General features: G+C 34.5%; 12 protein-coding genes and 1 tRNA gene. 8 read left to right on the plus strand and 5 right to left on the minus strand.

The genetic code is table 11. The features are described from left to right. Positions 1-48 precede the first annotated feature (48 nt). Positions 49-2,919 carry an alpha-amylase family glycosyl hydrolase gene (locus HYN56_RS07290; RefSeq protein ID WP_109191573.1) on the plus strand — a complete coding sequence of 957 codons (2,871 nt, stop codon included), beginning with the start codon at positions 49-51 and terminating at the stop codon, positions 2,917-2,919. A gap of 106 nt (positions 2,920-3,025) precedes the next feature. Here HYN56_RS07290 and HYN56_RS07295 read toward each other — a convergent pair whose 3' ends face one another. The 5 genes from HYN56_RS07295 to HYN56_RS07315 form a co-directional block, all read right to left on the minus strand. Beyond that, positions 3,026-3,250: a DUF6814 family protein gene (locus tag HYN56_RS07295; protein WP_109191574.1), complete on the minus strand. Its 225-nt coding sequence runs from the start codon at positions 3,248-3,250 to the stop codon at positions 3,026-3,028. A 10-nt stretch (positions 3,251-3,260) separates the two neighbouring features. Then, on the minus strand, positions 3,261-4,754 hold the full coding sequence (locus HYN56_RS07300) for an MFS transporter (RefSeq protein ID WP_109191575.1): 1,494 nt from the start codon (positions 4,752-4,754) through the stop codon (positions 3,261-3,263). 238 nt (positions 4,755-4,992) lie between these two features. Further along, entirely contained in the window at positions 4,993-5,976 is a 984-nt protein-coding gene (locus HYN56_RS07305) for an ISAon1 family transposase (protein WP_109191576.1), read from the minus strand. Then, positions 5,969-6,343, minus strand: a complete 375-nt coding sequence (locus HYN56_RS07310; RefSeq protein ID WP_240622667.1) for an ISAon1 family transposase N-terminal region protein — start codon at positions 6,341-6,343, stop codon at positions 5,969-5,971. The genes HYN56_RS07305 and HYN56_RS07310 overlap by 8 nt, the downstream gene beginning before the upstream one ends. Positions 6,344-6,469: 126 nt before the next feature. Then, positions 6,470-6,542, minus strand: a tRNA-Phe gene (locus HYN56_RS07315). A gap of 103 nt (positions 6,543-6,645) precedes the next feature. Between HYN56_RS07315 and HYN56_RS07320 the strand changes: the two genes are divergently transcribed. The 7 genes from HYN56_RS07320 (at position 6,646) to HYN56_RS07350 (ending at position 13,605) form a co-directional block, all read left to right on the plus strand. After that, complete coding sequence (locus HYN56_RS07320) at positions 6,646-7,380, plus strand: type III pantothenate kinase (RefSeq protein ID WP_109191577.1); 735 nt, start codon at positions 6,646-6,648, stop codon at positions 7,378-7,380. Beyond that, positions 7,373-8,602: a hypothetical protein gene (locus HYN56_RS07325; RefSeq protein WP_109191578.1), complete on the plus strand. Its 1,230-nt coding sequence runs from the start codon at positions 7,373-7,375 to the stop codon at positions 8,600-8,602. Before HYN56_RS07320 ends, HYN56_RS07325 begins: the two co-directional genes overlap by 8 nt. A gap of 51 nt (positions 8,603-8,653) precedes the next feature. Then, the gene (gene lptC, locus HYN56_RS07330; RefSeq protein WP_109191579.1) at positions 8,654-9,208 is read left to right on the plus strand and encodes an LPS export ABC transporter periplasmic protein LptC; all 555 of its coding nucleotides are present in this window, start codon (positions 8,654-8,656) and stop codon (positions 9,206-9,208) included. A gap of 9 nt (positions 9,209-9,217) precedes the next feature. After that, positions 9,218-9,412 carry a hypothetical protein gene (locus HYN56_RS07335; protein WP_109191580.1) on the plus strand — a complete coding sequence of 65 codons (195 nt, stop codon included), beginning with the start codon at positions 9,218-9,220 and terminating at the stop codon, positions 9,410-9,412. A gap of 2 nt (positions 9,413-9,414) precedes the next feature. Next, positions 9,415-10,671 carry a hemolysin family protein gene (locus tag HYN56_RS07340; RefSeq protein ID WP_109191581.1) on the plus strand — a complete coding sequence of 419 codons (1,257 nt, stop codon included), beginning with the start codon at positions 9,415-9,417 and terminating at the stop codon, positions 10,669-10,671. Between the two features lie 107 nt (positions 10,672-10,778). Continuing rightward, entirely contained in the window at positions 10,779-12,878 is a 2,100-nt protein-coding gene (locus HYN56_RS07345) for a peptidylprolyl isomerase (RefSeq protein ID WP_109191582.1), read from the plus strand. Between the two features lie 280 nt (positions 12,879-13,158). Next, positions 13,159-13,605, plus strand: a complete 447-nt coding sequence (locus HYN56_RS07350; RefSeq protein WP_109191583.1) for a hypothetical protein — start codon at positions 13,159-13,161, stop codon at positions 13,603-13,605. Positions 13,606-13,608: the final 3 nt, after the last annotated feature.

Below are 13,608 nucleotides of genomic sequence, written 5' to 3' on the forward strand. Positions count from 1 at the left end.
GATAGCCCTTTTTTAATCAGACTAACTAACCAGTAAACCAACATTATTATGAAAAAAACTTTACTATTATTTTTCTTTTGTTTGTCATTTGTTGCTAACTCTCAACAGATAACAGTTTCTCCGGCTGTATTTCAGGTAAATGAACCCATTACTATTACGGCTTCATTTATATCAAGTACCTGTAATACAATGGGGGCGAATCCAACAAAAGTATATATGCATGCCGGAATAGGTACAGATGCAAGTCCATGGCAGACCACTAAAGGGAATTGGGGCAGTGACGATGGTGTGGGCTTAATGACGAAAAATGCAAACGGTACCTGGAGCATCACAATTGCGCCCAGTGTCTATTTTGCATTGACATCAGGACAGCAAACTGCTGCAACTAAAATGGGAATTGTATTTAGAAATGCCAACGGTTCTCAGACTTTAAAATTAGCTCCGTCGTGTACTGATTTTTTTCTTAATGTAGGTGCGTTTCAGGTAACATTAGCAGCTCCGGTTGAAAACAGTACTTCAGTGATTAATTCAGGATCAAATTTTACTATTACTGCAACAAATACAGGAGGAGCAGGAAGTTATACCTTAAAGTCGAACGGAACAACGATCAATACAAACGCAAGTACTTCCAGTTATTCTTATACACATACAAACATTACAGGGAATCAGACTTATGAATTGATTGCAACACAAGGAACTACTACTGTTTCTAAGAAATTTGCGGTTGTGGTAAATCCGAATACAGTTTCTGAGGCTATGCCAACGGGGTTAGTCGACGGAATTAATTACAATGCAACAGATGCTACAAAGGCAACTTTGGTTTTAGATGCGCCTTTAAAAGACTTTGTGTATGTCGCAGGAACTTTTAATAACTGGCAGCCAACATCGGCTTATGCGATGAAAAAGGATCCGGTTTCCGGAAAATTCTGGCTGGAATTGACAGGATTGGTTTCAGGAGTAAATAACACTTATCAGTATTGGGTAGTAGATACAACTCCGCTGGCGAATTCACCATCAATGGTAAAAATAGCAGATCCATACTCAACTTTGGTTTTGTCTCCTTATGATGATCCTTCTATTCCTTCATCAAAATATCCAAATATGCCAGTGTATCCGGCAGGGCAAAATTTTGAGGTTACTGTTTTAAAAACAGGACAGTCTCCATATAATTGGCAGGTTACCAATTTTGTAAAACCGGAAAAAGAAAAACTGGTTGTTTATGAAGTTTTGGTTCGTGATTTTGATGCGGGCCAGAGTTATCAAAACCTGATTGACAGAATAGATTATTTTAAAAATCTTAAAATAAATGCCATAGAATTGATGCCGGTAATGGAATTTGAAGGCAATGAAAGCTGGGGATATAATACTTCATTTCATATGGCTTTGGATAAATTTTATGGAACTTCGGATAAGTTGAAAGAGTTTATTGACTTATGTCATCAAAACGGAATTGCAGTAATTCTTGACGTTGCATTAAATCATGCTTTTGGAAGAAATCCAATGGTAAGAATGTGGATGAGCGATCCGGACGGAGATGGTTTTGGTTCGCCTACTACTGAGAATCCTTACTTCAATACAGTAGCTAAACACAGTTATAGTGTAGGTGAAGATTTTAATCATCAGTCAGCAAAAACACAATATTATGTAGAAAGAGTAATCAAACAATGGATTGAGGAATACAAAATTGACGGTTTCCGCTGGGATTTGACGAAAGGATTTACACAAAACTGTACAGCGTCAGACGAGTCTTGTACAAATGCTTATCAGCAGGACAGAGTAGATATTTTAAAAAAATATGCAGATTATTCCTGGAGTTTAGATCCTACTCATTACACTATTTTTGAGCATTTGGGAACAGATGCAGAAGAAAAACAATGGGCAGATTACAGAGTGACAGAATCGCCAAGTAAAGGAGTTATGATGTGGGGAAAAATGACAGATCCTTACAATGAATTGTCAATGGGTTACACAAGTAACATTACCAGAATGTCAAGTGCAAGCAGAGGATTTACAACTAGCCGTTTAATTGGTTATGCAGAAAGTCATGATGAAGAGCGACTTATGTATAAAAATGTACAATATGGAGCAACAAATGGTACTTATAATGTAAAGACATTAAATACAGCTTTATCCAGAATGTCTGCAATTGGAGCGGTTTCATTATTGGTTCCGGGACCAAAAATGATCTGGCATTTTGGGGAGTTGGGTATGGACGATTCTATTTATACTTGTAATAACGGGACAGTAAATGATGCTTCTACTACCACTCCGGGAGATTGTAAGCTGGATACAAAGCCTCAGCCTCAATGGGTAGAAAACTGGTTGGGAGATTCAAATCGTAATAAAATTTATAACGATTGGGCAAAAATGATCACACTTAAGAAAACTGAGCCGGTTTTCTCAGGAACATCAACGATAACAAATGCAAATTCTAAAATTGTAAATATCAAAATAACCGATGCTAATTTGTCTTCGTCTCAGTTAAAAGATGTTTTGATTTTAGCCAATTTTGATACAACTGCTCAAAACGTTGCGACAGGTTTTCCTTACACAGGAACCTGGTACAATTTGATGGACAACACTACTATAACTGTAACAGATGTAACTGCTCCTATAAATCTGCCTGCGGGAGATTATAGAATTTACGGAAATAAAGTTGCGAATTTAGCTATAGATGATTTTGAAAGAGGAAGTTTGGTGAGTTTGTATCCAAATCCGGTTGCAGATTATTTTACTCTGAATGCAGGATTTACAAAAGTTCAGATTTATTCAGTTTCGGGACAATTAGTAAAAAGTTTTACTTCCAATGGAACTGCTGATTCTCAATTTGGTGTAAGCGAATTACAGACAGGATTTTACCTTGTAAAAGCTTCTGATGAAAATAATAAAACTCAGGTAATGAAGTTTATTAAAAAATAGATTTAAAAATAAATCTTACAGATTAAAAATTGGTTAGGTTAGTAACGATAAGGGCTGTTCTGCTTGTTTGCAGACAGCCCTTTTCTAATTCTTCAAATTGTTTTTCTTATTTCTTTTTATTGTATTCTCCAATTAGAGAATAGTATCCGAAAGTTCCCAATCCCATAACAATAAGCGGAGTCAGTATAAAGAGAATAATTGCACCAAATACTAAATCGTCCTGTTGTTCTGAAAGCAATTTAGGTAAACCAAATTCAAATACACAGAAATAAGCTGCTGCAGCCGCTAAAGCAATCCATAAAGCCCCTAAAACTTGTTTAATCGCATTCATTTTTTAAATTTTAAAGGTGAGTAGTTTCGTTTTTGTTGTCAATATAAATCATTCCAATAACAAAGCAGATTCCTGCAATAATAATAGGATACCATAATCCGTCAAGATAAAAATCTGTTTTGCCGGCTGTTTTGGCGTGAGATACAAAATAAGTAGAAATAGCAGGGAGTAAACCTCCAAAAATTCCGTTTCCAACATGGTAGGGTAATGACATAGAAGTATATCTGATTTTAGTTGGAAACATTTCGACTAAGAATGCGGCAATAGGACCATAAACCATCGTTACAAAGATAACCTGAATAAAAACTAAGAAAATTAAAGTCCATTTATCGCTTGAATTAATTGTTATTGAAATGCTGGTTTGAGCATCTTTTCGGTCTATGTACGTTTTTTTCTCTACCACGGATGTACCATCTGTATATTTTTTTTCAGTAGTTGCAACAGAGCTGCCATCAGCCTTTTTTTCAGTTGTAACTTGTGGTATTTCTACAATTTCAGTTTTCTTATTGATATCAGTAGTATCATACATCATTTTATAAATCGGTCTGTATGATAGTATAGCCAGAAGCATTCCAAACATCATAATGTATTTTCGACCGACTTTATCACTCAGCCATCCGAAAATAATAAAAAAAGGAGTTCCAATCAAAAGGGCGATTCCTAATAATTCATCTACCTGAGAAGAATCAATATTCATGACCGTTTTCATAAAACTCATAGCGTAAAATTGCCCCGTATACCAGACAACTCCCTGTCCCATTGTAGCACCGAATAAAGCTAATAAAACAAACTTTAAATTGTATCTGTTTCCAAAACTTTCTTTTAAAGGGTTTGTACTTGTCGTTCCTTCTTTCTTAGCTTTTGCAAAAACAGGCGATTCGTCCATGTTTTTTCTAATAAGATAAGAAACCCCAACCATAGCAACCGAAACCCAAAACGGAACACGCCATCCCCATAAATCAAAGTCTTCGGCGGAAAGTACACTTTTTGTAGCAAGAATAACCATTAAAGAAATAAACAAACCAACTGTAGCAGTAGTCTGAATCCAGGAAGTCCAATATCCTTTTTGACCGGCTGGAGCATGTTCTGCAACATAAGTAGCAGCACCACCGTATTCACCTCCAAGAGCAAGTCCCTGAAGTAAACGTAAAATTAGAACTAATAAAGGGGCTAAAAATCCAATCGTTTCATAACTTGGAATACAGCCAATTAAAAAAGTAGAGCCCCCCATTAATAATAAAGTAGCCATAAAAGTATATTTTCGGCCGATAATATCTCCAAGCCTTCCAAAGAACAAAGCACCAAACGGACGTACCACAAATCCGGCTGCAAATGTGGCTAAAGTTGATAAAAATGCTGCAGTGGGATTGTCACTGGGGAAAAATTTTGTTGAAATAACAACGGCTAAGCTGCCAAAAATGTAGAAATCGTACCACTCGATCATGGTGCCCATAGAAGAGGCAGAAATTACTTTCCAAATGCCCTTAGTAGAAGTTTCGCTCATAAAACTGCTTTGAAATCTTATTAGTAAATGAAAGATAAAATTATAGTTTTACGAATATAGAAGATATTTTTTTATTCAGTCAATACTTTTTTAACAAAAACTATTTATTTGTTGACATTTTGATTTAACCGCAAAGGCACAAAGAAAAGCGCAAAGGTCGCAAAGTTTAATAATTAAGCTTTGCGACCTTTGCGTAAACCCTTGCGGCCTTTGGCGGATCAGGTTCAAAAGTTGGGGATTAAGCAAAAAGATTCGATAATCTGAAGAGGAAAAAATCTATTTTCCTTACTCCTCTAAACTGAGCTCTAAATGCTTTTATTTTTGCGTTAAAGGATTCCGCAGAAGCATTTGTACTCCTGTTGTCAAAATAGTTTAAAATTGACTGGTAATTAACAGTTATAGTATTGAGCAGAATATTGAAGTTTTTAAAACCTGATTCTTCTACATTTCTGTACCAATGCGCCAGTTTTGTCATGGCAATATGCTTGTCATTGTTGTTGTTGTAAATGCTTCGAAGCTGCTGGTTTAGATTATAAGCAGTCTTTATGTCCGGGTATAATTCAAAAATAATCTGCGCCCTCTCTCTTTGGCTGTCAGTCCATTTTTCACGGGATTTATAAAGCAGGTATCTGCTTCTTGCCAATAATTGTTTTATAGAATCTCCGTTAGGCAAAAGCTGTTGTATATAGGTTTTATTTTCTGATTTTGCCTGCAGTATTAATTGATTTTCAAAGTCCATGGCCTCCCATCGATGCTTGATTCTAATTTCCTGTAACGCTTCCAAGGCTAATTTCTGGACGTGGAACCTGTCGGTAACCTGTATGGCTTTAGGAAAGCATTTTTTTGAGATCAATTTCATAGAATTAGCCATATCAAGTGTTATTTCCTTGACAAAAGCTCTCTTTTTATAATCAATTTTACAGATGTGTTCTATGACCTTATCCGCTTTTGTTCCCGCAATGATTGCCACCAAAGAACCTTTTCGGCCTTTGAATTTCTTATTGGTGACAATAGTATAAAGTTCTCCCTGGGACAGAGCCACTTCGTCAATTGATAAATGAGTACCCATATTTTCGGGGTAGACAATCCATTGATGTGCGTGTTCTCGTACAGGCCAGTTATTAAAGGAGCTTAAGTGGTTTTTATACTGCCTTTGAAGTTTCTTTCCCTTAACTCCGAAAAAGCCTCCAATAGTATGGCAATCTGTAGCGCTGTTATCTATTAATCTCTTTTAAAAAAGTCGCAAACTCCTGAGTCATGCGGGTTCCTTTAGCCACTAAAGTCCAATCTCTTTTTACTATTTCTCCGTTAGTTTTATTGGTCCAGCGGCGTCTTTTAATATGCAGATAAACAAACTTACCCCTTAGAGGAAAATCCTGAATAGTAATCTCATCTAAAAAACCTTTGGAAACCAATTCAATAGAAGAAAATTCACTTGGGGCACTGGCTTTCTCTTCAAAATATAAATGCAGTTTTTCTTCTGAATTTTTAAATGAAGCCAGATTAAAATTTTCAATTAAAAACTCAGGCAAAATCAATTTCAATAACTCTATATAGGATTCCAATTCTTTTTTTTTTTTTTTTTTCAAAGATCAGAATTTATTATTTATTTTCTCCCCAGGTTTTGAGATTGAGCCCCTTTGGCGTCCTTTGCGGTTAAAAAAAACAGAAAAGTATAAAAAACAAAAAACCCGAATATTTCTATTCGGGTTTCGTGGTACCTCCAGGGATCGAACCAGGGACACATGGATTTTCAGTCCATTGCTCTACCATCTGAGCTAAGGTACCGTCTTATGCGGATTGCGGGTGCAAAGATAGAATCATTTTCCGTTTCTCCAAAACATTTTAGAAAAAAAATCAATTCGTATCTTCGCAAAAACAAAAAAGAAAAATGGTTTTAACTATTGATGTCGGAAACACTCGAATTAAAGCGGCTGTCTTTGAGGAGGATACTACTTTGGAAAATTTCATTTTTGAGAAAAAAGAACTGGTAGAAAAAATTGAAAAAATTTTAAAAAAGTTTCCAAATTGTTCCGATTTGGTCGTTGCTTCAGTCGGAAATATCGAAAAACAAGCTTTTTTAACATTCGAAAAACAACTAAAAGTACATTTCTTTACACATGAAGATATTTTTCCGTTCCATAATAAATATGCAACTCCAAAAACTTTAGGAATAGACCGTATGGTTTTAGCAGCAGGAGCAACGTTAAAATTTCCAAAACAAAACCGGTTGGTTATTGATGCCGGGACTTGTATTACCTACGATTTTATCGACGAAAAAGACAATTATTTAGGAGGAGCGATTTCTCCGGGACTTCGTTTGCGATATGAATCGATGCATAATTACACTGCCAGACTGCCTTTGCTTACATTGGAAGTGCCTGAGTCCTACATTGGAAACTCGACGGCACAAGCGATGCACTCTGGTGTTGTCAACGGTTTCGTCTATGAGATTGACGGTTTTATCGATGATTATCGCAGAGACTTTTCAAATTTTATCATAATTTTAACGGGAGGCGATGCAGATTTTTTGGCTAAACGATTAAAAAATACCATATTTGCCAATTCAAATTTCCTTCTGGAGAGTTTGAACCAAACATATCAATATAAAATCGACAATGATTAAAAAAGTAATACTAAGCGCTTGTTTGCTTATATCGTTCGTTTCATTCGCGCAACAAGGTACTGCTTCTCCATATTCTTTTTTCGGGATAGGAGACGTGAGATTCAAGGGAACTCTTGAAAACAGATCAATGGCCGGGGTTGCAGTAGAGCAGGACACAATTCATTTAAATTTGGAAAATCCTGCTAGTTACGCCAGTTTGATACAAACAACTTTTACAGTTGGAGGTACTTTCGCAACTTCTAATTTAAAAACAAGTACACAGTCAGAAAAAGCGCAACGTAGTACTTTTGATTATTTGGCATTAGGAATTCCGATGGGGAAATTTGGTGCTTCTTTTGGTTTAATTCCTGTAAGTTCTGTGGGGTATAAAATTCGTAATGATAATTCAGCTACCGAAGGGGCAACGAGTTCTCAGCTTGATGGAAAAGGTGGTGTAAATAAAGTATACTTTGGTTTAGGATATAAAATCACAAAAGGCTGGAATATTGGGGCGGATGCACAATATAATTTTGGTAAAATCACCACAACTAGTGTAGAAGCTGTAACAGGAGTTCAAAATGGTACGGCAGAGGTAAATACATCTGAGATATCTGGTATGGCTTTTAGTTTTGGTACCATGTATCAAAGAAAAATCTATAAAAAAATTAGTATGTTTTCTAGTTTGAGTTATTCGTTTGCAAGTAATTTAAATTCAGATAATACAAGAGTTATATCAGTTCAGGGTGATCCGGATCCTTATGTGGCTGATGTGGAGCCAACGGAGTTAAAGTTGCCTAACAAGTTAAGTATTGGTTTAGGTGTTGGTGAAGCTAGAAAATGGCTTATTGGAGCTAATATGACTTTTCAGGGAGAAGGACAATTAAGAAACTTTTATAATACAGCTGATAATATAAGCTACGAAAAATATTCAAAATTTGCTCTTGGAGGATATTACCTTCCAAACTATAATTCATTTACAAGTTATATGAGCAGAATTACTTATAGAGCAGGTTTGAAATATGAAAAAATCGGTTTAATAGTGAATAACGAATCGATTAAAGATGTTGGAATGTCGCTTGGAGTTGGAGTTCCTATTCCGCAATCTTTTTCAAATGTAAATTTTGGAATCGAATTTGGAAAACGAGGAACTGTTTCTTCTAATTTAGTACAGGAAAACTATGTGAATTTTAGTTTAAGTTTTTCTTTCAACGACAAATGGTTTGTGAAGAGCAAATTCCAATAAACATAATATTTTATCTTTTACAAGCTCATTACAATTTACTACATTTGGCAAATGAATTTACCAAAGAGATATAGTCTGCTAGTTGTCACAGTTTTTACTGTGACACTATTTTTTGGATGCGAAAGTAATTTTAAAGAAGTTCAGAAAATTAACTTTTCTGAATTTGTTCCAGGGAGTGATGCAGATACAATTAATATTAAGTACACCGATTCAGGACGTATAACAGGTGTTTTGATAAGTCCTAAAATGCTGGATTATTCTAATCTTGAATTTCCTTTTACAGAATTTCCAAAAGGAATAGACGTTACTTTATACGATAAAAAACAAAAACGTACTTTTATAAAAGCAAATTATGCGGTTTCGTATAAAGCTACACAGATAATTGATCTGATTGGAAAAGTAAAAATTACCTCAGAAGCAGGACAGGTTTTGGAAACAGAACAATTGTACTTCGATCAGAAAAATGAATGGTTTTATACAGAGAGAAAATTCAAACTCACAGATGCCAAAGGGATATCTCATGGTCAGGGTATAGATTTCAGTAAAGATTTTAAAGTGATTAATTCACAGCGTATAAGCGGTGAAATTGAATCCGATGAAGAATAAAATAAGATTATGGGTTATTTAAAATATACACAATACGTTTACATCATAATAGCACTTTTCTTTGCTTACGATGCTATAGTGAAACTAAATGAAGGCGATGAAAGTTATCCTTTTTATTTTGTAATTGCAGGAATGTCGGCTTTTATGTTTTTCTTTAGAAGGCGATTTATCAATAAGCATAATGATCGTAACAAAAATCAGTAAAAATGGAAATTAGTATTATAATAATATGTTTAATACTAGCTGCCTTTTTTTCTGGAATGGAAATCGCTTTTATTTCCGCAAACAAAATTTATCTTGAAATAGAAAAGAAGCAAGACGATTTCTTGTCTCGGATCTTAACCAAACTTACCGAAAATCCATCCAAATTTATTGCGGCCATGCTTATTGGTAACAATGTGGCTTTGGTGATTTACGGTTTTTTTATGGGTGATGTAATTCTGAATTGGATGAATCATCTTGGTTTGTTTGTTCCGGATTGGTGGGATGTTCTCATTCAAACACTTCTTGCCGCTTTTATCGTTTTATTGACTTCAGAATTTTTTCCAAAAGTATTCTTTCAAATCTACGCTAATTCATTAATTAAAATTCTGGCTTTTCCTGCCTATCTGTTTTATAGATTATTTTATTATGTCTCCTCTTTCTTTATTTGGATTGCTGATTTTGTACTGAGTAAATTTTTTAAGTTAGAAGGAAGTCAGATTCATTTGTTCAGCAGGATTGAACTCGGAAACTATATTACAGAGCAGATGAGTACTGTTGAGGAAGATGAAGAAGTAGACTCTGAAATTCAGATTTTTCAAAATGCATTAGAATTTTCGGGCGTGAAAGCGCGTGATATTATGACACCGCGAACCGAAATTGTTGACATGGATCTTTTTGATACTGTTGATGATCTTAAAGCAATGTTTATTGAAACGGGATATTCTAAAATAATTATAAGCCAAAATTCTTTAGATGATATTGTGGGTTATGTGCATTCGTTTGATTTGTTTAAAAAACCATCGACAATAAAATCGGTTTTAATGACTGTGGAATTTGTTCCCGAAACCATTCTGATAAAAGATGTTCTCAATTTGTTGATTAAAAAGCGTAAAAATGTTGCGGTCGTTCTGGATGAATATGGAGGAACTTCCGGAATTATTACAATCGAAGATATTGTAGAAGAGCTTTTTGGAGAAATTGAAGACGAACATGATCTGGACGAAGAATTAATCGAAGAAGTGATAAGTGAAGGTAAATATTTGTTTTCTACAAGATTAGATGTGGAGTATTTAAATGAAACGTATAAGTTGATGATTCCTGAAGAAGATTCTTACGGTACGCTAGGTGGTTTTATTGTAAATCATACCAAAGAAATTCCACAAAAGGGTGACAGGATTGTAATTGATAAGTATCATTTTCTAATAAAAGAGGCGTCAAATAAGAAAATAGAACTGGTCAAATTGACAATTAAAGATTGATTTTTTAAATTAATGAAAAAAAAAGTTGAAAATAAAACGCTAGTTGTATTGTTATTAACTAGATAATTGTATTTTCGCAAACTGAATATAAAATTAACGATAATAAAATGGCAGTTTTAGCAAAAATTAGACAGCGTTCCGCTTTATTGATAGGAGTTATTGCACTTGCATTATTTGCATTTATAATACAAGACTTAATCGGTAAGGGAACATTTAGTCAAAGTTCAAAAGATGTAGGAAGCATCGATGGAAAAGATATTTCATTTGAAGACTTTAGAATTAAAGTTAGTAATGTTGAAAAAAGTGGGCAGGGTATAACTTCCACTGAAGCTGCAAACAGAGTTTGGGATCAAGAAGTTTCAATCGCTTTATTGTCATCTCAATTTGAAAAATTAGGATTAAGAGTAGGTCAGAAACACTTACTTGAGGTTTTAAAATCAGATCCAAATATTGGTAAAAACCCAATGTTCTTAAATGCAGCAGGATTATTTGATGAAGTTAAGTTTAAAGATTACTTCAGCTCAAATCCGGAAGCAAAAGAATACATCGCTCAAAAAGAGAAAGATGCTGAATTGAATGCTAAATTTCAAATCTATAATACTTTAATTAAGTCAGGACTTTACACAACTGCTAGTGAAGGAAAACTGAAGTATGAAATGGAAGCAAACAAAGTAAGCTTTGCTTATGCTGCAGCTCCTTATTCTTCTATTAAAGACAGTGAAGTAAAAATTTCTGATTCTGATATCGTAGATTATATGAAGAAAAACGAGAAAAAATTCAAAGCGGATGCAACTCGTGAAATTCAATATGTTTTAGTAGAAGACAAAGCTTCTAAAGAAGATGAGGCTGAAATTAAAGCTAAATTAACTGCATTGTTATCAGGAAGTGTTGTTTACAATGCAAAAACGGGTAAAAACGATACATTGCCAGGATTTAGAAATGCAACAAACATTGCTGAATTTGTAAATGCAAATTCTGATGTTCCTTACGATTCAACTTATGTGGCTAAAAATAACCTTCCTGCTGTAGATGCTGATAAATTATTCAGCTTACCTGCGGGAGCAATTTACGGACCATATGTGTACGGAAGATATTATGCAATTTCTAAATCTTTAGGATTTAAAGCTGGTGTTAATGCAAAAGCGAGTCATATCTTAATTGGTTACGAAGGATCTCAGACACCAAACCAAAAAGAAAAAAGAACTAAAGAAGAAGCTAAGGCTAAAGCTGAAGAAATTTTAGCTCAGGTTCAGGCTAATCCGGATAGTTTTATGATGTTGGCTTTCACGAGTTCTGATGATTCATCTGCTCAGCAAGGTGGTGATTTAGGATATTTTGGTCAGGGACAAATGGTTAAACCATTCAATGATTTTGTATTCAACAACGGAATTGGAAAAGTTGGTTTAGTTGAAACTCCTTTCGGATTTCACGTAATCAAAATTACAGACAAACAAGACGGAATTCGTTTAGCTACAATCGCTCAGAAAATTGAGCCATCTGAAGCTACTTCTGATAAAGTATTTACTTTGGCAACTAAATTCGAAATGGACGCAGCTGACAAAGATTTTAATGCAGCAGCTAAAGCATTAGGCTTAAAAGTTGCTCCGGTTGTAAATGCTAAAGCTATGGATGAGGCGTTTGGTCCATTAGGAAACCAACGTAACATTGTAAGATGGGCATTTGATAAAGAAACAGGTAAAGGAGATGTTAAACGTTTCGAAATCGCTAATATTGGACATGTTATTGCTCAATATAAAGGAGAAAACAAATCAGGTTTAGTTTCTGTTGATATGGCAAGACCTTATGTTGAGCCAATCCTGAAAAACAAGAAAAAAGCAGAATTGTTAAAAGCTAAAATGACAGGATCAAGCATTGAAGCTGTTGCTAAAGCGGCAGGAGTTGCTGTTCAGCAAGCTACAGATGTAACTTTAGATAACCCGGTTTTACCAGGTGGAGTTGGGCAAGAGCCAAGAGTTGTGGGTAATGCATTTGCTTTAACTGCAAACAAAATCTCTGCTCCAATTGAAGGAAATACTGGAGTTTATGTAGTGAAAAACATTAAAACTGTGAAAGCTCCTGCAATTGCTAATCACGCTGCTTATGTAGAGAAAGTAAAAGCTCAAAGCGCTAATGATGCTAGCAGAGTATTACCTGCATTGAAAAACAATGCAAAAATCGAAGACAACAGATTACAGTTCAATTACTAAGAACAGGTAATTAATTATCATACAAGCCCGAAACATCTTAGATGTTTCGGGCTTTTCTTTTTGCTGTAAATTCTATAATTAAATTTTGTAATATTTTTTTGTTAATTTTCTAAATGTATATAGGAATAATCGAAATTTAATATCAAAAATTTGTGATATTCAAATTATTACAGTTAATTTGTCCGAATTTTTATTTTAACATTTCTTTCTGATTTCCAAAATGTTAGAATAAATTCAAAAAACAGGACCCAAAATCAAATACCTTAACATCAAACATTTAATGTTTTCTATTTTAAAAATTTTTAAAAAGAAGCCGAGAGTTTATACCAAAATTGAAAGCCATATTTTTGGAATCATTACGGAGCTTTTAAAAGTTGCAAGCACCGACATCAACGTAGATGAGTTGGGTGGTAAATATTATTTGAGTAACGAAGAACAGCATTTTAAAGTTACAATCCTAAGTAATGATTACGTCATCCGATTAACAAATACACACGATTCTGTAGCAGAGAAATATGATAAATTCTTTGTGGAGGATGTTTTACGAGCTGTAAAAGAAGAAAAACACCGCAGAATGGAAGTGGTTTATGATTCTATTACAAATAGTATAGAAAAAATGGCTGAGCGTCTGCATAATAGACTTATCGAGTCTAACGAACAAGAAAGCAAATCTGTTCGCCGACTAGAAACAAAATCAGACAGAAACAATAAGAAGGTAAATTATTAGCTG

It is taken from the genome of Flavobacterium crocinum, assembly GCF_003122385.1.
Taxonomy (GTDB): domain Bacteria; phylum Bacteroidota; class Bacteroidia; order Flavobacteriales; family Flavobacteriaceae; genus Flavobacterium; species Flavobacterium crocinum.